Source organism: Nocardia sp. CA-084685 (assembly GCF_050955785.1).
Lineage (GTDB): Bacteria > Actinomycetota > Actinomycetes > Mycobacteriales > Mycobacteriaceae > Nocardia.
Genome location: NZ_CP192094.1, coordinates 3,411,927 through 3,432,789 on the forward strand (window position 1 = coordinate 3,411,927; position 20,863 = coordinate 3,432,789).

The window sequence follows — 20,863 nt, forward strand, 5'->3', positions numbered from 1 at the left end:
TTCGGCGGGTCGATTCCTGTTCCCGCGGCCGTCGGCGATCGGAAACGGAGGGGAATCTCGAGCATGTCCAGTACCGCTTACCTCACCATCCCCTCCGGTCGATATCGGCTAGCGGGTATGCGAACCCGGCTGTGCGCGCGGCTCATCGATACCGTCGTCGTCGGCATACCGATCGGCATTGTCGCCGCCGTCGTGACGGCGAGCACGGACTCGTCGAGCGAATTCCCCGCCGATACCGATTCCGGATTCGGCGCGGGGACCGTGCTGCTGGTCGTCGCACTCGGCTTGCTCGCGGGCCTCGCCTACGAAGTCGGCTTGACCGCGACCCAGGGTGCGACCTTCGGGAAGAAGGCGCTCGGCATTCGCGTCGTGCGGATCGACACCGCCGCCGCGCCGGGGGAAGGTATCGGCGCGGCGGCGGCATTGATCCGCTGGGTGACTCTCGTGCTGCCAAGCGTTCTGTGCGGTGTCTGGGGCGTGGTTTGTGCGGTGTCGCCGTATTTCGATCATGTCGCTCGGCAGGGCTGGCATGACAAGGTCGCCGAGACCTTCGTCCTCGCAACGTCGTAGCGCGGGCTACCGATAGGGTCGGCCTGGTGAGTGGAGCTCGCATGACAGATCGGCCGATTGTCGTCGTAATGGGCGTCTCCGGATGCGGAAAGTCCACCGTCGGTGCGCTGCTTGCCGAGACGCTGCAGGTCGAATACGCCGAGGGTGACGACTTCCATCCGGCTTCGAATATCGAGAAGATGGCGGCCGGTGTGCCACTGACCGATGACGATCGCACCCCGTGGCTCGATATCGTGGCGGCGTGGCTGGGGGAGCGGCGCGAGCGCGGGGGTGTTGTCAGTTGCTCGGCGCTCAAGCGAAGCTACCGCGATCGGTTGCGTGCGGCCGCACCCGAGGCGTTCTTCGTGCATCTGTCCGCATCGCGCGCGGAACTGGCTCGCCGAATGCAGACTCGCCGTGGCCATTTCATGCCAGCGGCATTGCTCGATTCGCAACTCGCGGCCTTGCAACCCTTGGCTTCGGATGAATTCGGCATCACCGTGGATGCGACCCAGGATCCCGCCGAACTGGTTCGCGAGGCGATAACCGCCTGGCAGTCGAGCTGACTCAGGGATGCGTGCGTCGACGCACGACCCGGGTCGCCAGCCAGGCCACGCCGAGAATGAGCAGCGGGATGAGCAGCAGCAGCGGTACGGTCGCCGCACCCGCGAACGGATGCAGCCAGCCCGCGACGGTATCGCATATCGCGTGGATCAGGGCACGAGCCAACTCCGCGACTGGCGAGTGCTCGTCCGGTCCGCTGCTGGCATGGTCCGGCCATCGATTCACGGCCAACACCCTACGACATCGCAACGGTATATCCGGTAGATCCTCGGCCGGACGCTCAGCAATCTCACAGCTGCGGATCTGGCATGGTGGAGGTATGACAAGTCGTCCGCTACCAGTTCGCAGCATCGTGGTGCTGACCACGATGGTCTGCGCCATAACCGGCAGCGTGCTCTGGCGCGGCGGCGTCACCGCGATCGATCAGCCGGGGACCGACTGGGTGGTCCAGCGGCGTGACGGGCTGCTGACGCCTGTTGCCATCGGGGTCAGCGACTTGGGCGGCACGCTGGCGATGACCGCGGTGGCGGTGGTTCTGTGTGTCGTGCTGGCCTGGCGCCGGCGGTGGCCGGAGGTGGTGCTGGCCGGTGTCACGACGATGGGCGCGGGTGTGCTCGTCGTGGTCGGCAAACATCTCGTCGGGCGTACTCGCCCACCTGAGGCGGATCGTCTCATCACCGAGACCAATCAGGCGTTTCCGTCCGGGCACAGTCTCGGGTCGATCGTGGTGATCGGACTCCTTGCCGCGGTGGTGCTTTCGCGATCGCACCGTCCGGCCCTGCGCCGCATCGGCGTGATCGTCGCGGCCGTATTCGTTGTGGCCGTGGGCCTTTCCCGCTGGTATCTGGGCGTGCACTGGCCGACCGATGTGCTCGGCGGCTGGAGTATCGGTGCGCTGTGGCTCGCGCTGTGTCTGGCGGCGTACCGGACCTATCTGGTGGGCAGGGCCGGTGTGGTGCACTCCGCGCCGGAGACGTTGGGAATGCAGACACCCGCGGCCTCGGACAGCAGCAGCGCTCCGCCGACCAGCGCAGCTACCGCGATCGCGCCGAAGACGAAGACCCACAGCAGCGCGGGGATGTGGGTGAGCCGGGCGAGCTGATCGGCATCGGAATCCGTGCCCTGCGGCATATTCCAGCGACGAACCCGCCCGCGCTGCAATTCGATCACCGGCCGGGTTCCCGCGAGCAGTAGGAACCACGCGCCGAGATATGCGAAACCGGCCTGCACCGTATCGGTTCCGAACCAGGACACCGCGAAGACGACGGCGCCCAAGCCGAACACCGTCAGCAGTCCGTAGACATTGCGCACCTTGATCAGGACGGCTGCGAGCAGGGCGATCGCGGTCCAGAGCATGAGAGTGATGCGGTTGGCGCCCAGCAGTGCGGCGAAGCCGAGGCCAAGTAGCGGTGGCGAGGGATAGCCCGCCATCGCGGTCAAAATCATGCCGAGGCCGTAAGGTTTTCCGCTCGATACGGTCAGGCCGGAGGTGTCGGAGTGCAGTGTGATGCTGTTGAGCCTGCGGCCGGTGAGCAGCGCGGTGAGCGCATGGCCGCCCTCGTGCGCGATGGTGACCACATTGCGGGTGAGCCGCCACAGCGGGCTGTATCCGACCAGAATCAGGGCCGCGACTGCTGTCGCGATGACCAACCACCATGGTGGCACCGCCTGGGTTGTGGTGAGCCGGTCCGCGATGGAGGCGCCGCGCTCGACGAATTCCGCTGTTTGCACCGCCGCACCTTATCCGGCGGCGGCGAGCTTCGCTGACTCGTCGCGAGCCGATCAGGTGGTGACGAGTTCTCCGAGATCCGCCGATTTGTGGGCGGCGTCGATCAATCGCAGGGTCGTGACGGCGTCGCGTGGGTCGACGGGAACGGGTGCGTCGTCGAGGAGTGCGGCGGCCATGGCGTCGTAGAACGCGGGGTAGTCGCCCGAGATGGTAGGGACCGGTTCGAGGCTGGGTTCCGCGCCCAATACCCCCCACCGTTCGGGTCCGACTGTGCCCCAAGGGCCGTCACCAGGGCGACGGCCCGAACGCAGTGCCTCCTCCTGTGGATCCAATCCGTAAGTGAGGTAACCGGCTTCGGAACCGAGCACCCGAAAACGTGGTCCCAGCTGCGGAGTTACCGCGCTCATCCAGAGGTGCGATCGCACGCCCGAGGTGTGGGTGAGTGCGACGAAGGCGTCGTCATCGGTCTGGATATTCGGCCGTCGCCGGTCCAGTTCGCCGTACACCGTGCGCACCGGGCCGAACAGCGTCACCGCCTGATCGATCAGGTGACTACCCAGGTCGAACAGCAGTCCCGCGCCCTCTTCGGCGGAACCGACCTCGCGCCAGCCACCCTTCGGCACCGGACGCCACCGCTCGAATCGGGACTCGAAACGGCGCACGGCACCGAGCCGCCCATCCGCGATCAGTTTCCGCACGGTCAGGAAATCACCGTCCCAACGCCTATTCTGGAATACCGACAGCACCAGCCCGGCGCGCTCGGCTCGCGCGATCAGATCCTCGCCGTCGGCGGCACTCACCGCGAACGGCTTGTCGACGACCACCGGCAGCCCGGCGTCCAGTGCCTGCCGCGCCAGCAGCGCATGTGTTTGATTCGGCGTCGCGATGACCACGAGATCGAGGCCCGAGATATCGTCGAACAATTCCTCCGCACTCGCCAGCACCCGCACCCCTGGATGCTCGCGCCGCGCCTGCTCCGCCCGCTCCGATGACCGTGTGACCACCGTCGCCACCCGCATCCTCGGTTGCGCGGCGATCAGCGGCGCATGGAATACCGACCCGGCCAATCCGTACCCGACTATGGCGACCTGCAGGCTCATCGTTCCGACGCTACCGGACCTCTTGCGGCGCGACGTTTGGGATATAGCGATCTCATATCCGACCCAGCCACAGGTGCGCTACGGCTGCTGATGCTCGGGGCGATCGCGCTCGGCGTCCAAGTACTCTCGGACGGAATGTGGGTCGTGATCGCGGGTGCCGCGCGGGCGCGGTTCGTCCGCGCCGACTCGATCCGTCGGCGCCACCGGTGGATTGATGATCATCGGCGTCGGTGCGGGTACCGCGGTAAGCGGCAGCAACTGAGGATTACGCGTGGTTGGTGGTGTTCCAGAAGCCGATCCAGAGTGCGCCCCACCAGCAAGCCTGGGAGATGAGCAGGGTTAGCGCGCCGCGGGCGATCAGTGGTCGGTCGAGGATGCCGCCGCGGGCCGCGACCCGGTCGGTGAAGGCGGATGCTTGCAGGCCGTTCAGGGTCAGGGCGACTACCAGCGCCATTTTGGTCTGGGTGGTGTGGTTGGCGATATTCGGTTCGAGGAGTACGCCGCTGGCGACCAGACCGATGACGCCGAGCCAGATGGGCAGTTGGAGGCGATCTGCGACGGTCAGCATTTCGCGCAGAGGGGTGCGACGCAGGACCCAGGCGACGGCGAAATAATCCACCGCCAACACCGCGCCGAAGCCGAGGACCAGCGATGTCAGGTGGATGAGCAGTGCCGCATGATGCAGCGCTGGCGTGCAGTGCAATTGGGTCGACAACCAGATCGCCGTCACGAGCGCGGCGCAGGTGGCAACCGTCCGGATCGCGAAACCGCGCCGGGTATGTCCCCCGCCTACCAGCGCCATCATCGGCGCCGCCCCAAGTCGTGGCCATGCATTTGTCGATCCTCACTCACACAACTCACCCAACCTGGTTAAGGTTAGGCACGCCTAATGCTAGTGTCTCCGATTTCCGTCCGGATCGACAGGGGCATTCAGCGACGCGGTGCGGCGGTGTACTCCTGTTCGGGACGGCCGGTGGTGCCGTAGCGCAGACGCATGTGGACGGTGCCCGCGGCGACCAGGGCGGCGAGGTAGCGCTGGGCGGTCGCGCGGGAGATGCCGATGGCGGTAGCCACCTCGGCGGCGGACAAGGGTGCGGCGGCCTCGAGGATGGTGTGCAGGACAAGATCTTTGGTGGGGGAGGCGATGATGGTCGCCGCAGCGGGCGACGAGGTGGGGCGCAGCGCCTGGAGCGCGGACTCGATGGCAGCGTTATCGATCTGAGGTGCTGCGAGGGTGCGCCGGTAGCGGGCATATCCGGCAAGGCGGGCCGCGAGCATGGTGTGTGGGAAGGGTTTCACCAAGTATGCGAGTGCACCAGCGGTGAATGCGGCTCGGACGGTGGCACTTTCGGTGGCAGCGGTCAATACCATGGCGTCGCAGTGCAATTCGCGCACGAGGTCGATGCCCGAACCATCGGGCAGGTACACGTCGACCAGCGCCAGATCGATCTCGTTGGCGGCGTTGAGTTCTCGCGCACCAGCCAGGGTATTCGCGGTGTCAGCGACGGTGAAACCCGCGATGGATTCGACGATTCCGGCGTGCAGATTGGCCACGCGGAAGTCGTCGTCCACGACCAGCACGGTCAGATCTGTTGCGGCCATGGCATTTCGCTGTCTACGAGTACTCCGGGGATTCGGGCAATGAATTCGGCACCGGTGAGTGGCGGTGCACCGCCACGCGAACTGGCGAGCCGGACATCGCCGCCGTGCGCGCGGGCGATCTGGCGGATCAGTGCGAGGCCGACACCGCGCCCGCCCGGAACGCCATGATCCTCACGGGTCGAGGTGCCCTCGGTGAACAGGGTTTCGATCATTTCGGGCGCGACACCGTCACCACTGTCCGCGACCGCGATGTGCAACGTCGAATCCTCCTGCACCAGTTCGACTTCCACCTGTTTGACGGAATGGTCGGCGATGCGTGCCGCCTCGATCGCGTTGTCGAGCAAATTGCCCAGCACGGTGGTGACATCGACGGGCTCGGCGAGGTTGCCGTCCACCCAAGTATTCGGGCCGAGGACGAGTTCGACGCCGCTCTCGCGCGAATGCGCCGCCTTGGCGGCGAGGAAGGCCTGCAGATAGGCGTCGTGGATCGCATCGATGCCGGGTGTTGCCGCGCCGAGCGGTCCCGCACCGATCAGCTCATCGATGACATGTGACGCCTCTTCCGTGCGGCCGCTGTGCAGCAGCCCGCTGAGCAGGTGCATCTTGTTGGAGAATTCGTGGCGCTGGGCGCGAAGTACGGTGCTCATCGATTGCACGGCGTCGAGTTGGCGGGTCAATGCCTCGACATCGGTGCGATCGCGCACGGTCAGCACGGCACCGAGATCGCGTCCGTCACGTGTGACCGGCCGAGCCGCGACCACCACGATATGCGAGCCTATGGTGGCCGGCGTCGGTTGTTCGTCGAGCGCGTGGAATACCTCCAGCACCCGTGGCGTCAAACCGATCTCGTCGACCGGCCTGCCGATCTCGGCGCTGATTCCGAGCAGCCGCCGTGCCTCGTCATTGACGAACGTCGTGCGCCAAGCCGAGTCGACGGCCAGCACACCGCGACCGATGCCGTGCAGCACCGCCGCCTGCCCTTGGACCAGTTCGGCCAGTTCGGCAGGTTCGAGTCCGAGCGTCAACCCGCGCCAGCGCCGCGCCAGCAATGCCGAACCCGCGATGCCGATCAGGAGCGCGGCGGCGATGAACAGCGCCGCGGTGCGCAGATCGGAGAGCAACTGCCCGCGAATCGCGGTGGTCGAGATACCGACGCTCACCGCACCGACAACACGATCCGAATCATTTTCCAGCACAGGAACTTTCGCGCGCACCGATGGCCCGAGCGTGCCGCGTTCCTTGACGATCACCTCCCGGCCCGCCAGCGCTTCCGACGGATCCGTGCTCACATGTTCGGTCAGTCGCGCCTCGTCCGGATGCGCCAACCGGATCCCGGCATCGTCGGTGATCACCACGAACAGCGCGCCGGTGCGCTGCGTTGTATCGATCGCGATCCGCTCCAGCGGTCCCGCGGTGAGCTGCGCCCGCAGCTCGGGCGTCACCGTGCCCGGGGCATACCGTGCGACCTCCTCGCGCACCACCGGTTCGGCCGCGATGCTGCGCGCGATGGCCAGCGCACGCTGCCCGTACTGATCGTTGAGCCGTTGGCCGCTGACGTAGCCGAATACCGCGAAGGCGGCGCCGAGGGTCACCGAGACGATCACGATCTGCAGCAGCAGCACCTGGGTGCGCAACCGGAAGTGTCCGGTCGCGTGCCGTCGTGCTCTGCCGTCGCTGGCCATTTCCGCAGCATAAACCACGCGGACCGACGTGAGCAGAATGCGCACAACCTTCGAATCGCCTCGTTTGCACCGGTTGTGCGCACAAGCCTCGAAGTGTGACCCGGCCCACGTAGGTTCGCTCTACCTGATCCGCTAGGAGCAAGAAAAATGACCGAACCACTCATCGAGCTGCGGAGCGCGACGAAGCGCTTCCCCGGCACCGGCGGCGGAATCCACACTGCCGTCCGCAATCTCGACCTCGCGGTGCAACCCGGCGAATTCGTCGCCGTGGTCGGCCCGACGGGCTGCGGAAAGTCGACGACGCTGTCGTTGGTCTCCGGGCTGGAGCCGGCCTCGGCCGGGCGGACGCTGGTGCGCGGCAAGGATGTCCACGGCATCCCGGACGGCATCGGCTACATGTTCCAGCAGGACGCGGTGCTGCCGTGGAAGAGCGTGATCGATAACGTCGCCCTCGGCCCGCGGCTGCGCGGCAAGTCCAGGGCCGAGGCGCGCGAACAGGCCCGCGGCTGGGTGCGCAAGGTCGGTCTCGCCGGATTCGAGAGCTACTACCCGCATCAGCTCTCCGGCGGCATGCGCAAGCGCGTCGCATTGGCGCAGACGCTGGTGAACGATCCCGAGATCCTGCTGATGGACGAGCCGTTCAGCGCGCTGGACGTGCAGACCAGGCAGCTGATGCAGGACGAGCTGCTGCGCGTGTGGGCGGGCACCGGCGCGGCCGTCATCTTCGTGACCCACGATCTGGAAGAGGCCATCGTGCTCGCCGACCGGGTCGTCGTCATGACCGCCAGCCCGGCCACGGTCTGCGGCAACTTCCCGGTGTCGCTGGAACGTCCGCGCGATGTCGAGGAGGTACGGCTCACCAACGAATTCCGGGATATCTACAAGGAAATTTGGGAAACGCTGCGCGATCAGGTCGAGGCAGCCCGAGGCAAGGGAGCCTCCCGTGTCGCATAACGTACTCGAAGATGTGGCGAAGTCCGCGCCCGAGGTCGAAATCGAAACCGAGGAGCAGATTCTCGCGCGCGTGCGGACCAACCTCCGGCGCAACCGGCTGCGTACCTGGGGTCTGCGGATCCTGCTGATCGCGGTGTGGCTGGGCGCCTGGGAGCTCACCGCCACGCTGTGGATCGACCCGTTCTTCTACTCCAAGCCCTCGCTGATCTGGGACCGGCTGGTCGAATGGTTCACCGATGGAACACAATTCGGCTCGATTTGGCTGCAGATGTACACCACCGTGCAGGAAGCGGTGCTCGGCTTCGTCATCGGCGCGGTGGCCGGTGTCGTTCTCGGTACGCTGCTCGGCCGCAGCCGGTACTGGGCCGAGGTGCTCGCACCGTTCATCAAGGCGCTCAACGCTGTTCCCCGTATCGTGCTGGCCTCGCTGTTCATCATCTGGTTCGGTCTCGGGCTCAGCTCGAAGGTCGCCACGGTCGTGGTGCTGGTGTTCTTCGCCGTGTTCTTCAATGCCTTCACCGGTGCGCGTGAGGTCGACGGCAATGTCATCAATAACGCCCGCATTCTCGGTGCGAGCAAGCGTCAGGTGTTGAGCTCGATCGTGCTGCCGAGCGCGACCACCTGGATCCTGTCGAGTCTGCACACCGCCTTCGGTTTCGCGCTGATCGGCGCGGTTGTCGGTGAATATGCCGGTGCGAGTAAAGGTCTGGGTCTGCTGATCAGCAATGCCCAGGGCACGTTCGATTCGGCCGGTATCTACGCGGGCATGATCATCATCACCGTTATCGCGCTGCTGGCGGAGTGGGCGATCAGTGCGGCGGAGGGCCGACTACTGAAATGGCGTCCGTCGCAGGCGACTTCGAGCCACGGGATCTGATCATGCGGTACGTCAAACATCTGACGATCATTCTCGGAGTCATCGCGGCACTGCTGCTGGCGACCGGTTGCCGGGACTCGCGAACCATTCCGATGGCAAACGGGCGGCCCCAGATCACCATTATGGTCGGCGGTTTGGAGAAGGTGATCTACCTGCCCGCCATGCTCACCGAGAAGCTCGGATTCTTCGCGAAGAACGATATCGACGTCAAATTGCTCGGCGAGCAGTCCGGTGCCAGTGCCGAAACCGCGCTGCTGACCGGCGATGTGCAGGCCGTGGTCGGATTCTACGACCACACCATCGACCTGCAGGCCAAGGAACAGTGCCTGACCTCGGTGGTCCAATTCGCCGATGTGCCAGGGGAAGTGGAACTCGTCTCCAAGGCGGATGCGGCCGGTATCAATTCGCTGGCCGACCTGCGCGGCAAGAACCTCGGTGTGACCTCGCTCGGCTCCTCGACCGACTTCCTCACCCAGGCGCTCACCGGGCAGGCCGGCATGACCACCGCCGACTACACGCGCGTGAAAGTCGGTGCGGGACAGACCTTTATCGCGGGTATGAACCACAACGGCATCGATGCTGGCATGACCACCGACCCGACGGTCGCCACCATGGTGAACTCCGGTGAGGCGAAGATTCTGGTGGATATGCGCACCGAGCAGGGCACCCGGGCGGCATTGGGCGGGCTGTATCCGGCATCCTCGCTGTACATGCGCTGCGACACCGTCGACGCGCATCCGGATATCGTGCAGAAGGTCGCGACGGCCTTCGTGCAGACGCTGCAGTGGATCAAGACGCACACCGCCGAGGAGATCGCCGCCAAGATGCCCTCGCAATACGCCAGCGCTGGCCGGGATCTCTATGTCCAATCCATCCGCGACTCGATCGGCATGTTCAACGGTAGCGGCCTGATGAAATCCGAAGGCGCCGAGAACGTGCTGAACGTGCTCGGCAAGTACTCGAAGAATGTGGCGCCCGTCAAGGACCGCATCGATTTGTCGAAGACCTACACGACTCGGTTCGTGCAGGAGGCGCTGCGCGCGAATCAGCAGTAGCGACACCACGAAATCCCATGGCGATCGGCGAACATCCGGTCGCCATGGGATTTCGGCCGTTCACCTGGTCGGCGCGTCCTCGGTGTCGCTTGCTTTGAATTCGGCCTTCCATTCGCGGAAGCCCTCCTCGGTGCGTCCGCGCCGCCAATAGCCGGAGATCGAGGCCGCCCACTCCGCGGAGACGCCGCGCTCGCGGCGGATGTAGCGGCGCAGGTCCTGCATGACGGCGCGCGCCTCGCCGTGGATGAAGACCTGCACCCGGCCCTCGCGCCAGGTCGCCGCGCGCACGGCTTCGGCCAGTGCATCGCCGGGCTCGCGTGCGCCGCGGTGCAGCCAGGTCAGCTCCACGCCGGTCGGCTTGTCCAGCTTCAGTTCGTCATCTGGTCCGGCGACCTCGACGAACGCATGCCCGACCGCATCGGCGGGCATCCCCTCCAGCGCGACAGCGATCGCGGGCAGCGCCGCCTCGTCACCGGCCAGCAGATGCCAGTCGGCATCGACGCGCGGCGCATAGGCTCCGCCCGGTCCGAAGCAGTCGATGGTGTCGCCCTGCCGCGCCGACGCGGCCCACGGACCGGCAATGCCCTCGTCGCCGTGATACACGAAGTCCGCGGCCAGCTCACCGGCATCCGGATCGACCGAGCGCACGGTGTAGGTGCGCAGCACATCTATTCCGTCGCGGGGGAAAATGAACTTCACATACGAGTCGGTGAACTCGCTCGGTCGGAACGCGGCGAATCCGGGTCCGCCGAAATGCACCCGGATCAGATGCGGGGTCAGCCGCTCGGTGCGCTGCACCGTCAGGGTGGTGCGGGGTCGTGCCAAGGTAACCTCCACTAATTGCTAATTAGGCTTGCCTTACCAACCGTACCCGGTTCGGTTCATGCTGAGGGTTACCGCAGACGGGCGCGCCGTACATGGCACAGGATGATCGGCATGACGCAGACCGTGCCGAGCCCCGCCTACGCCATCCAGCAGCGCTATCGGGATCCGAATTCGACCGAGCCCACCGCATGGAATCCGGTGCTGCAGGTGCTGCACGAGCACCGCTCGGTGCGCCGCTATCTCGCCGACCCGGTCTCCGACGACACCCTGCGCCTGCTCATATCCGCGGCCCAGTCCGCGCCGAGTTCCTCCAATCTGCAGGTGTGGAGCGTCATCGCGGTCCGCGACTCGGCGCGCAAGGCTCGCCTCGCCGCGCTCGCCGGTGGGCAGGCGCATATCGAACAGGCACCGGTGCTGCTCGTGTTCACCGCCGATTTCGCCCGGTTGCGCCAACTCGCCGACGATCGCGAAGCGCCGCTGGCCGGAGCCGACTACCTCGAATCGAGCTATGTCGGTTTCATCGACGCCGCACTCGCCGCGCAGAACGCCGTCGTCGCGGCGGAATCCCTCGGCCTCGGGACCGTCTATATCGGTGCGATCCGCAATAATCCGGAACAGGTCGCGGCGGAACTGGAACTGCCCGACCAAGTGTTCGCCGTCTTCGGACTCGTTGTCGGACACCCGGACCCGAATGAGGACGCCCGCGTCAAACCGCGCCTCCCGCAACCGGCCGTACTCCACCACGAAACCTACGACCTCCCCGCCCAACGCACCCACGTCGCGGCCTATGAAGAGCGCATCGCCGAGTTCTACGCCGAACAGCGATTGGCGCATTCCTGGACCGAACGCGTCCTGACTCGGCTGGCCTCCGCCGCCAGCCTGAACGGCCGCCACCGGCTCCGCGAGTCCCTGGCGAATCATGGCTTCCGCCTGCACTGATCGCACCACGGTTCGGGTCGCGCGGCGGTCCGGTGGTGCGGCCGGTAGCGTGACGGGCTGATCGATCTCGAGCTCCAGGGGAAGGACCGCACGATCCATGACAGCCTCCGACCGTCAGCTACGAGCTGATTCGGCGCCCACGGCTCCATCCGGTGAAGAGGGGTACTCCCGGGGGCTGAGCCCACGGACCATCCAGATGATCGCGATCGGTGGTGCCATCGGCACTGGGCTCTTCTATGGTGCGGGTGGTGCGATCGAGCAGGCGGGGCCGGGGCTGATCCTGGCCTATCTCGCGGCGGGTCTGGCGATCTTCGTGATCATGCGGGCGCTCGGGGAGTTGCTGACCTACCGGCCGATTTCGGGTAGCTTCGCCGAGTACGCGCACGAATTCCTCGGCCGCTTCGCGGGATTCGTCACCGGGTGGTCGTACTGGGCGGTGTGGGTGGCGACCTGTATGGCCGAGATCACCGTCGCCGGGAAGTATGTGCAGTACTGGTTCGATATCGCGCCGTGGTTGACCGCGCTGGTGGTGTTGGCGGTCATGTTCTGCGCCAATCTGATCTCGGTGCGACTGTTCGGTGAGGGCGAATTCTGGTTCTCCGCGATCAAGGTCACCGCGATCATCGCGATGATCCTCATCGGTATCGGGGTGCTGACGGTCGGCTTCGGCCATGCCGCCGATCCGACGGTCACCAACCTGTGGGCCGATGGCGGCGTGTTCCCGAACGGGTTCGGACAGTCGTTGCTGGTGCTGCAGATCGTGCTGTTCGCTTACGTCGGCGTCGAACTGGTCGGCGTGACCGCGGGTGAGGCGCGGGATCCGCGCCAGACGCTGCGCAAGGCGATCAATACCCTGCCGTTCCGGATCGGCCTGTTCTATGTCGGCGCGCTCGTGGTGATCATGTCGGTGGCCAGTTGGCGCAACTTCCACGCGGGCAAGAGTCCGTTCGTCGAGGTGTTCCAGCAGATCGGTATTCCGGGTGCCGCGGGCATCATCAATTTCGTACTGCTCACCGCGGCGCTGTCGTCGTGCAATTCGGGCATCTACTCCACCGGCCGCATGCTGCGCACCCTGTCGCTGCACGGGGAAGCTCCCGCGGGCTTGAACAAGCTGAGTTCGCGTGCGGTGCCGTATGTCGGCATCACGGCTTCGGCGGCGGCGATGGTCATCGGTGTGATCGTCAATGTGATCTCGCCGGATAAGGCATTCAACTACATCACCTCGGTCAGCACCATCGGCATCATCTTCGTCTGGGGCGTAATCTTGGTGTGCCACTTGATCTATCGCGCCAAGGTCGGTCGTGGCGAGCTGCCCGCCAGCGATTACCGTCTGCCCGGTGCTCCGATCAGTACTTGGTTGGCGTTGGCTTTCCTGGGTTTGGTTGTCGTCCTGTTGTTCTGGACCGACAGCGGGCGCACCGCGATTATCGTCGGAGCGGTCTGGGGTGTGCTTGTCGGCGGCGGCTATCTGGCGATGACCAAGTTCGGCAAGGGCGGCGCGGTAACCGAACCGGTGGCATAGCGGAGGTCGCCGCGCCTTCCGGCGGGGCCGCTCCTGACGTCGGCCCGTGCGAGACTGGCCGGATGGCTGTGAACCGAGATGCCGATGCCAGCAGGTTGGCCGCCGAGTCGCTTGCGCAGGATGATCCGACCGGGTGGTTCGAGCGACTGTATGCGGAGGCGGCCGCCGGGGCGGCGGTGGTGCCGTGGGATCGTGATCAGCCCAATCCGATGCTGGTCGAGTGGGCCGAGCGAGGACCGTCCGACCGTGCCGGACGTCGGGCATTGGTAATCGGCTGCGGATACGGGCAGGACGCGGAGTACATCGGCCGGCTCGGTTTCGCGACCATCGCTTTCGATATTTCGCCGACCGTCATCGCCGAAGTGCGCCAACGGTTTCCGGAGTCATCCGTTGAGTATGTGGTGGCCGATCTGCTGGATCCGCCCGCCGCGTGGCGGGAAGCGTTCGATCTCGTCGTCGAGTCGATTACGGTGCAGTCGATGCCGGTGTCGGTGCGCGACACCGCGATCGCCAATATCCGGCGGGCCGTAGCACCCGGTGGTCAGTTGGTCGTGATCGCCGGAATCAGGGCGGAAGGAGAACAGGTCAGCGGACCGCCGTGGCCACTGACCCGGTCGGAGATCAATTCGTTTGCTGCTGGGGGACTTCGGGCAGTGGATATCGAAGCGAATCACGAGACGCAAAGGTGGCGGGCCGAATTTACCCGCTCGGCTGCTGGATAAGCCACACCGGAGGGGGCAGATGACCGCTGTCGGCTTCCAGTGTCCAGCGACCAACGCGGTGATCTCCGAATGCACATTGCGCCGCGTCCACAACTCGACGGTCTCGGCATCCCATTGCCGTGCCCGGGTCGCCGACCGCGGTGCCGCCGCTGGCACCGCGCGACATCCGACCCAACCGCTGCAGACCGACATAGGCATCCAGCAGGACGGCGCATCGAATCCGTCGCGACGCAATTGGCGAGCCGCCGTCAATGCGGCAAGTCCGGCGCCGATTACCGCGATATCCATCTGTGCTCGACACCCATGGCGACCACCGATCCACCAATGACCGATCGATCTACGACTCGGTCGTATGCTCCGACGTTAGGGCATGCGATCCCGGCAATGCTCGAACAGCGCGGTTTCCTTGCATCAAGCCCCGAATCGCCCCACTGTGATCATGAACCCGATGTGCCCACGGAGGTAACCATGACAGAGCACACGCTGGCGGAACTGATATCCGAGGACCTACCCCCTGGCATTTCCGCGCTGAGCTCGGAGCACCAAGCCGAACTCGCTCAAGCGGTAGTCGATGCCCGATGGCGGCAGGCCGACGAGCTCAAGGCCGCCGCCTTCGGAATGCTCGACTTCCTGCCGCGCTTTCTGCGCGGCCCGGTCAAGAAGGCGGCCGGGCTGTGACGGCGCAATTACTGAAACTCGCTCGGACACTGGGTGTTCCAGCCGATCAGCTCGCCTATCTCGCTGACGTACCCGATGCGGATCTGCGGGAATTCCGTCGCCAGGTCACCGATCTTTTCGTCGCCGGACAGGAAGCCGGGTTGCGTCGGGTTGCCCAGGCGTCCAAGGTGATTCCGACGTCCATCACCGCGAAAATGGTGGCACGCAGCCGCGGTGCGCTGCTCGCGGCCCGGATGTCGGGCGTGCTAGATCCGTCGCACGCGGTGGAGGTCGCCAAGCGCCTGCCGATCGATTTCCTCGCCGATATTGCCGCACAACTCGATCCACGCCATTGCGCGGCCGTTATCGGTGGTCTGCCCGAGGCCACCATTGTCGCGGTTGGTAAAGAGCTCGCGGCACGCGAAGATTGGATTACCCTCGGCGAGCTGGTCTCCTCGATTCCGGATACCGCCGCCCGCGCCACCGAATCCGCACTCGATGGCATCGCACTCGTCCGCTCGGCCCACCTCGTCGACGATGCCGCGCAACTGGAACGTTTCGTCAACCTGGCCTCGCCCGACAAACTCACCGAAATGCTGCGTGCCACAGCCGAAAACGACCTCTGGTCGCAATACCGCGGCACACTGAACGCCCTCTCCGAATCCGCCGTCGATGCTGTCCGCGCCGCCGCCGAACAACTACCCACCCAACAGCGTGACCGCGCGCTGGCCGAAATCGCCCAGCGGCGCGTCTCATAACGTGCTAGGCGGCGTTCGTGCCTCGGCGCGGCATCATCGCGGAGGCGGTCACCATGACCAAGGCCATCGCGGCCACCGCGAGGAAGACCAGATGCACCGCCGAGGACAGCAATGCCGGAGCCGGATGGTCGGTGTCGCCGACGCGCGAGTTCACGATCGCGCCGAATATCGCGACACCGACCGCACTACCCAATGATCGGGCGAACATATTCGCCGAGGTGACCACGCCGCGCTCCGACCACTGCGCCGTGGTCTGGGCCGCTATCAGGGTGGGTGTGGCGACCAAGCCCATGCCGGTGCCGATCAGGAAACACGAAGCGGCGACCTGGATCAGCGTGGAATTCTCATCGATCAGCAGGGTGGTCGCGGCCCCTACGGTGGCCAGAGTGCTGCCGATCAGCGCGGTCGCGCGAAAACCGACGCGCAGGTATACCTTTCCGGCCTGGGATGCGGCCAGCGGCCAGCCGAGGGTCAGCGCACCGACGGTAAGACCGGCGATCAATGCCCCGGTTCCGAGCACACCCTGGGTGAAAGTCGGCACATACGAGGTCATGCCGAGCAGGATCGCACCGACCAGCACCGAGACCAGACTGCTGGCGATAATGACCCGTCGCGTGAAAACCCACAGCGGCAGAATCGGATTCGCGGCTCGTCGCTCGACTAGGGCGAACAGCACCAGTACAGATGCGCTGCCGACGAAGATGCCGATGCCGGTCGGCGACGACCAGGCCCAGGCCTGTCCGCCCTCGAGCAAACCGAGAATCAGCGCCCCCGCACCGACGGTGAGCAGTGCCGCACCGAGATAGTCGACGCGCTGCTTGCGGCGTGGGGTGCTCTCCTGGAAGTTGCGGACCAGCATCCACCCGGCGAGTGCGGACAGCGGGATATTGATCAGGAAGATCCAGCGCCAGCTGACGTATTCGGCGAAGAGCCCGCCCAGCAGCGGTCCCACCACCGCCGAGATCGCCCACACACTGGCCAGATAGCCCTGTACCCTGGCACGTTCGGTCAGGGTGTAGAGATCGCCCGCGATGGTCATGGTCATCGGCATGATGGCGCCCGCGCCGATACCCTGCACCGCGCGGAAAATGATCAGGCCCAACATGCTCGTCGCCGCACCGCACAGCAATGAGCCGAGCGCGAAAACCGCGATACCGAACAGGATTACCGGTTTGCGCCCGAATGTATCGGCGACCTTGCCGTACACCGGAACCGTAACCGCTTGTGTCAGTAGATAAATCGAGAACAACCACGGGAATTGCGAGAATCCGCCGAGGCTGTCGGTGATGGTCAGCACCGCGGTCGCGATAATGGTGGAATCCAGCGCGACCAGTCCCGTCGCGAGCATCAGCGAAGCAAGGATCGCACCTCGATCGGATCGCAGACCTACCGACGACTCCACTGCCTCGGTTGCCACCGACCGGCCCCTCTCCTTCGCTTCACCAACCACCCCGAAGCAACGTATCGCGGCCGCGGCTATTCCCGCACGGAATTATTTCGGCACCGGATCGGTCGCGATCTCCCGTGCCGTCACCTGCTTGCCGGGCATCCGCATCCAGGGTGTCGCTGGGTTACCCGGTTCCTCAGGCGGAAGCGAACCTACTGAATGCTTACGTGCTTGCCGTTGCACTCGCGCTGAAAGTGCCTGCTAGGCATGGTGCTGAAATTTCTCAGGTTCTACATCTACTATTCATCTCAGTAGTTGGAGCACCGAGGCAAAGGAGCCATGATGCATCGAACAACCACGACCAAGCACGGTGGCGCACGAGGCAGAGCCCTCGCACTGCTCGTCGGCGCGATCACCCTGGGCACGGTGATCGGCGCGGGCGAGGCGTCCGCGATTCCGGACGCGCGCTCGGACCACTCGAACAATGGCGGCAGTACCAGCGGTCGTGATACCACCGGCTGGCATCACATCGATCCGTTCGGCTACCACCACACCCCGCAGAATTCGTTGCGGCGCAACGAACAACAGAACAATCTGCGCGAATACCGCAGCCGGAACGAGTCCGGCACGGATACTTCCGGCAACCGCACCGGCGGCACGACGACATGGACCCGGGTACCGCGTCCGGACGGCGACGGCTGGACGGTATGCCGCGCCGCGGCGAGGACGTGCTGATTGTCGCGGCTAGCTCGACTGCGCGAAAGGTGAAGGCACTCATCCTGCTGTGGCGCAATGTAGGCCGCCACATCGCGTTTCCTAGGGCTGCCAGGTGATCCGACCGCCCTGGAAGTCCTGCGCCTTCCCGCCCTCGTAGTCGTACTCCTCGCCCGTCGGGAATCCGTACCGTCCGGATTCCTGACCATTGGACACCCACAGATCGCGGATCGCACCCCAGACGACATGCGCACCCGAACGTGGGGACCAATAGATCGCGCCACCCGGGAACAGGTTGTAGCGCCCGTTGCCCGCGCGGGCGGCCGCCTCGTCGGTGAGTGGGAACCCGAGTGCGCCGCTTTCCCAGCCGTAGGCACCCCATTTATCGCGGATCGCCCCGCCGATCTGGTGCGCGGCGGTGCCGAGGGACCAGTAGATGGACCCTCCCTGGAAAACGTTGTAGGCGCCGGACCCCGACGGCGTGGACAGCTGACGGGTGACGGGGTACCGCAGTATGCCGGTCTCCCAGCCGAGGTCGCGCCACTTGTCGCGGATCGCGCCGCTGACCGCATTCGCGCCGGTATCGGGATGCCAATAGATAGCGGCATTGCGCTCGAACGTTTGATACCGGCCGCCATTGGCGGCATCGAGTTCGGGTCCGGTCGGGTCGCCGAGCACACCGGGGCCGCCGACCTGGTCGTATTCGACCTCAATGGCTCCCCCGACGTCGAACGGACCGACAGGGCGTGCCGTCGCGGTGCCGAGGCCGACGCTCAGCAGCAACGCCAGTGCGGCGGTGGCCGATGTGAGTGCCGCCCGCGCGTACGATCCGGAAAGGGTGCGAACCAGCCGTACCAATTTGACTCCTGAACAGGTCGTAGTCGAACACGAACAGGTGTGAATTCTCGGACTGTCATCTGGCCGTCGGCGGCCCTATCGGTGACATACCGGCGACCGTTAGCGTGCCTAGCTTTCTCAGGACGTGCGATCGGTCGCGACGGGTCAGGGTACAAGCAGTTCCACCAGGTCCCTGGCCCGTGCGGCGGGGCCGTTCGCGCCGAACGCCTGGACAGTAGCGTAGACGCCTTCGCCGCCGATGACGGACGTTGGGTCACCGGGCAGACCCTGGAAGTGAACGCCGGACGTTATCTCGGGCCCAAGGCGCAAGCCTGGTGAATCGACGCCCCCGCCGGGCTAGGGTAAGGCATATGGTGGAGTCGACGAGGATTGTGCTGGCATCCCGGCCGGAGGGCGCACCGACCCCGGCGAATTTCCGCATCGAAACCGCGGTGCTTCCCGAGCCCGGCGAGGGCCAGGTACTGCTGCGCACCCTGTATCTATCCCTCGATCCGTATATGCGCGGGCGAATGAGTGCCGCCGAGTCGTATGCGGCGCCGGTCGGGATCGGCGATGTGATGGTCGGCGGGACCGTCGCCGAGGTACTCGAATCGCGGGACCCGTCGGTCGCGAAAGGTGATGTGGTGCAAGCCTATTCGGGCTGGCAGACGCATCAGGTCGCGCCCGCGTCTGGCCTGCGCAAGCTGGATCCGGACGAAGCGCCGGTATCGACCGCGCTCGGTGTTCTCGGTATGCCCGGGTTCACGGCGTATTCCGGGCTATTGAAGATCGGGCAGCCGACGGCGGGGGAGACCCTGGTGGTCGCCGCGGCCAGCGGCCCGGTTGGTTCCGCTGTCGGCCAGATTGCCCGCATCAAGGGTGCGCGGGCGGTCGGCATTGCGGGCGGCCCGGAGAAATGCGCCCATGTGCGTGAAGAATTGGGCTTCGACGCCGCAATCGACCATCGCGCACCGGATTTCGCCGATCAACTGCGCGCCGCGGTACCTGATGGCATCGATATCTATTTCGAAAATGTCGGCGGCGCGGTGGCGGACGCGGTCTATCCACTGCTGAATACCTATGCGCGCGTGCCGGTTTGCGGACTCATCGCGAATTACAACGCGACCAGTGCACCCGAGGGAACCGATCGCCTGCCCGGCTTCTACGGCCGCATTCTGACCAGGAGTCTGACGGTGCGCGGATTCATTCAGACCGAATTCGTCCGGGAGATGTACAAGGACTTCCTGCGCGAGATGTCCGGCTGGATCGCCGAGGATCGGGTCCGCTACCGCGAGGACATTGTCGAGGGCCTCGAGCATGCACCAGAGGCGTTCATCGGCATGCTCGAGGGCCGTAACTTCGGCAAACTCGTGGTGCGGGTCGGGTAGCGGGCCCGGATCGGATTACACCGGCTGGGACGACAGTACGATCTTGGCCGATCGCCCCGGCGTTTCGCTCGCCGCGGCGGCATCGGCGGCGGACTCCAGTGGATAGACGGCCTCGACGTCGAGGCGCAGCGCGCCGGTTGCCGCCATTGTGACGAGTTCGCCGATCAGGCGCCGCATATCCTCGCGGCTGGTCTGCTCGGCCCGCTTGGAACCCCAGAAGCCCTTGACCACAGCCTGTTTGAAGATCAGCGGACCCGGGTTGATAGACAGCGGCTGACCGGACAGTGCACCGAACGAGATCAGCTCACCGTCCTGACCGAGCAGCGAAAGCAGGGCATCGGCGGCCCGCCCACCGACCTGATCCACCGCGCGCACGATCGGCGCACCCGCCGTGGCCGCGACGGCCCGGTCGAGCCAGCCATCGGATTCGGTATCGAAGACCGGCTCGAAACCCAACTCCTGCAACGACTCAACCGAAGCCGAGCCGCGAACCAGATTGAGCACATTGAGACCGCGTTGCCGCGCAAGCACATTCACCAGGCGACCGACCGCACCATTGGCGGCATTGATCGCGATCCAGTCGCCCGGTGAAACCCGCAAATCCTCCAGCAGCATCAGGGAACTGAGCGGCATCGCGAGTAATTGCGCCGCCGTCTCATCGGAAATGCTGTCCGGCAGCGGAACCACCTGCGTCGCCTTGGCCAGGAAATACTCGGCCCACACATTGTGGATGCCGGAAACGCTCACGCGCTGACCGACTTCCAGTCCGAGCACATCCGATCCCAATGCATCGATTCGGCCAACGGCCTCGGTGCCGGGAACGGCTGGCAGCGGGGGCTTGTAGCCGTAGACCCCGCGAATGGTCGCCAAGTCGTGGTTGTGAATGGGCGCGAGGATGAGTTCGATCCGCACCTGTCCGGGCCCGGGTTCGGGCGTCGGCTGCTGTGCGGTGGTGAGCACATCCTTCGGCTCCCCGAAACGTTCGATGACTACGGCACGCAT

At 65.5% G+C, this 20,863-nt stretch carries 23 protein-coding genes and 1 pseudogene; 14 read left to right on the plus strand and 10 right to left on the minus strand.

The annotated features are described in order from the left end of the window. The first annotated feature begins 63 nt into the window (after nt 1-63). Entirely contained in the window at nt 64-570 is a 507-nt protein-coding gene (locus ACQP2U_RS15645; RefSeq protein ID WP_433715319.1) for an RDD family protein, read from the plus strand. Between the two features lie 41 nt (nt 571-611). Then, nucleotides 612-1,115, plus strand: coding sequence for a gluconokinase (locus ACQP2U_RS15650; protein WP_433715320.1), 504 nt, complete (start codon nt 612-614; stop codon nt 1,113-1,115). A 1-nt stretch (nt 1,116) separates the two neighbouring features. Here ACQP2U_RS15650 and ACQP2U_RS15655 read toward each other — a convergent pair whose 3' ends face one another. After that, a complete protein-coding gene (locus ACQP2U_RS15655) occupies nt 1,117-1,338 on the minus strand; it encodes a hypothetical protein (protein WP_433715321.1) in 222 nt (73 codons plus the stop codon). Between the two features lie 142 nt (nt 1,339-1,480). Here ACQP2U_RS15655 and ACQP2U_RS15660 point away from each other — a divergent pair. Then, nucleotides 1,481-2,029 (plus strand): annotated as a pseudogene (locus ACQP2U_RS15660) (phosphatase PAP2 family protein); the annotation flags it as partial. Between the two features lie 14 nt (nt 2,030-2,043). On the opposite strand, the gene ACQP2U_RS15665 reads toward ACQP2U_RS15660, so the two are convergent. The 5 genes from ACQP2U_RS15665 to ACQP2U_RS15685 all read right to left on the minus strand — a co-directional run bounded on the left by ACQP2U_RS15665 (nt 2,044) and on the right by ACQP2U_RS15685 (nt 7,226). After that, a complete protein-coding gene (locus tag ACQP2U_RS15665) occupies nt 2,044-2,844 on the minus strand; it encodes a M50 family metallopeptidase (protein WP_433715322.1) in 801 nt (266 codons plus the stop codon). 51 nt (nt 2,845-2,895) lie between these two features. Beyond that, the gene (locus ACQP2U_RS15670; protein WP_433715323.1) at nt 2,896-3,942 is read right to left on the minus strand and encodes a Gfo/Idh/MocA family oxidoreductase; all 1,047 of its coding nucleotides are present in this window, start codon (nt 3,940-3,942) and stop codon (nt 2,896-2,898) included. Nucleotides 3,943-4,207: 265 nt separating this feature from the next. Then, nucleotides 4,208-4,747, minus strand: a complete 540-nt coding sequence (locus ACQP2U_RS15675; protein WP_433715324.1) for a hypothetical protein — start codon at nt 4,745-4,747, stop codon at nt 4,208-4,210. A gap of 125 nt (nt 4,748-4,872) precedes the next feature. Then, nucleotides 4,873-5,544 (minus strand): response regulator, encoded by a 672-nt coding sequence (locus ACQP2U_RS15680; protein ID WP_433715325.1) that lies wholly within the window; start codon nt 5,542-5,544, stop codon nt 4,873-4,875. Further along, nucleotides 5,526-7,226, minus strand: coding sequence for an ATP-binding protein (locus ACQP2U_RS15685; protein ID WP_433715326.1), 1,701 nt, complete (start codon nt 7,224-7,226; stop codon nt 5,526-5,528). Before ACQP2U_RS15685 ends, ACQP2U_RS15680 begins: the two co-directional genes overlap by 19 nt. Nucleotides 7,227-7,373: 147 nt before the next feature. Between ACQP2U_RS15685 and ACQP2U_RS15690 the strand changes: the two genes are divergently transcribed. From ACQP2U_RS15690 to ACQP2U_RS15700, 3 genes are read left to right on the plus strand one after another with little or no spacing between them, the layout of a single operon-like run. Then, the gene (locus ACQP2U_RS15690) at nt 7,374-8,180 is read left to right on the plus strand and encodes an ABC transporter ATP-binding protein (RefSeq protein ID WP_433715327.1); all 807 of its coding nucleotides are present in this window, start codon (nt 7,374-7,376) and stop codon (nt 8,178-8,180) included. Then, nucleotides 8,170-9,057: an ABC transporter permease gene (locus ACQP2U_RS15695; RefSeq protein ID WP_433715328.1), complete on the plus strand. Its 888-nt coding sequence runs from the start codon at nt 8,170-8,172 to the stop codon at nt 9,055-9,057. Before ACQP2U_RS15690 ends, ACQP2U_RS15695 begins: the two co-directional genes overlap by 11 nt. Continuing rightward, the gene (locus ACQP2U_RS15700; RefSeq protein WP_433715329.1) at nt 9,018-10,112 is read left to right on the plus strand and encodes an ABC transporter substrate-binding protein; all 1,095 of its coding nucleotides are present in this window, start codon (nt 9,018-9,020) and stop codon (nt 10,110-10,112) included. The genes ACQP2U_RS15695 and ACQP2U_RS15700 overlap by 40 nt, the downstream gene beginning before the upstream one ends. Before the next feature lie 60 nt (nt 10,113-10,172). On the opposite strand, the gene ACQP2U_RS15705 is transcribed toward ACQP2U_RS15700, so the two are convergent. After that, nucleotides 10,173-10,937 (minus strand): siderophore-interacting protein, encoded by a 765-nt coding sequence (locus ACQP2U_RS15705; protein ID WP_433715330.1) that lies wholly within the window; start codon nt 10,935-10,937, stop codon nt 10,173-10,175. Nucleotides 10,938-11,048: 111 nt separating this feature from the next. Here ACQP2U_RS15705 and ACQP2U_RS15710 point away from each other — a divergent pair, with 111 nt between their 5' ends. From ACQP2U_RS15710 to ACQP2U_RS15735, 6 genes are all read left to right on the plus strand, one after another. Next, a complete protein-coding gene (locus tag ACQP2U_RS15710; protein WP_433715331.1) occupies nt 11,049-11,876 on the plus strand; it encodes an NADPH-dependent oxidoreductase in 828 nt (275 codons plus the stop codon). 97 nt (nt 11,877-11,973) lie between these two features. Then, nucleotides 11,974-13,398 carry an amino acid permease gene (locus ACQP2U_RS15715; protein WP_433715332.1) on the plus strand — a complete coding sequence of 475 codons (1,425 nt, stop codon included), beginning with the start codon at nt 11,974-11,976 and terminating at the stop codon, nt 13,396-13,398. 62 nt (nt 13,399-13,460) lie between these two features. Next, complete coding sequence (locus tag ACQP2U_RS15720; RefSeq protein ID WP_433715333.1) at nt 13,461-14,120, plus strand: class I SAM-dependent methyltransferase; 660 nt, start codon at nt 13,461-13,463, stop codon at nt 14,118-14,120. Nucleotides 14,121-14,139: 19 nt separating this feature from the next. Beyond that, nucleotides 14,140-14,448 (plus strand): hypothetical protein, encoded by a 309-nt coding sequence (locus ACQP2U_RS15725; protein ID WP_433715334.1) that lies wholly within the window; start codon nt 14,140-14,142, stop codon nt 14,446-14,448. A 140-nt stretch (nt 14,449-14,588) separates the two neighbouring features. Further along, nucleotides 14,589-14,798, plus strand: coding sequence for a hypothetical protein (locus ACQP2U_RS15730; protein ID WP_433715335.1), 210 nt, complete (start codon nt 14,589-14,591; stop codon nt 14,796-14,798). After that, a complete protein-coding gene (locus ACQP2U_RS15735; RefSeq protein WP_433715336.1) occupies nt 14,795-15,535 on the plus strand; it encodes a hypothetical protein in 741 nt (246 codons plus the stop codon). The genes ACQP2U_RS15730 and ACQP2U_RS15735 overlap by 4 nt, the downstream gene beginning before the upstream one ends. Before the next feature lie 4 nt (nt 15,536-15,539). Here ACQP2U_RS15735 and ACQP2U_RS15740 read toward each other — a convergent pair whose 3' ends face one another. Next, the gene (locus ACQP2U_RS15740; protein ID WP_433715337.1) at nt 15,540-16,952 is read right to left on the minus strand and encodes an MDR family MFS transporter; all 1,413 of its coding nucleotides are present in this window, start codon (nt 16,950-16,952) and stop codon (nt 15,540-15,542) included. Nucleotides 16,953-17,261: 309 nt separating this feature from the next. On the opposite strand from ACQP2U_RS15740, the gene ACQP2U_RS15745 reads away from it, so the two are divergent. After that, nucleotides 17,262-17,657: a hypothetical protein gene (locus ACQP2U_RS15745; RefSeq protein WP_433715338.1), complete on the plus strand. Its 396-nt coding sequence runs from the start codon at nt 17,262-17,264 to the stop codon at nt 17,655-17,657. A gap of 81 nt (nt 17,658-17,738) precedes the next feature. Here the strand turns inward: ACQP2U_RS15745 and ACQP2U_RS15750 are convergent, their stop codons facing one another. Beyond that, on the minus strand, nt 17,739-18,494 hold the full coding sequence (locus tag ACQP2U_RS15750) for an LGFP repeat-containing protein (protein WP_433715339.1): 756 nt from the start codon (nt 18,492-18,494) through the stop codon (nt 17,739-17,741). 350 nt (nt 18,495-18,844) lie between these two features. On the opposite strand from ACQP2U_RS15750, the gene ACQP2U_RS15755 reads away from it, so the two are divergent. Continuing rightward, nucleotides 18,845-19,861 (plus strand): NADP-dependent oxidoreductase, encoded by a 1,017-nt coding sequence (locus ACQP2U_RS15755; RefSeq protein ID WP_433715340.1) that lies wholly within the window; start codon nt 18,845-18,847, stop codon nt 19,859-19,861. A 15-nt stretch (nt 19,862-19,876) separates the two neighbouring features. Here ACQP2U_RS15755 and ACQP2U_RS15760 read toward each other — a convergent pair whose 3' ends face one another. Further along, nucleotides 19,877-20,863: a zinc-binding dehydrogenase gene (locus ACQP2U_RS15760; protein ID WP_433715341.1), complete on the minus strand. Its 987-nt coding sequence runs from the start codon at nt 20,861-20,863 to the stop codon at nt 19,877-19,879.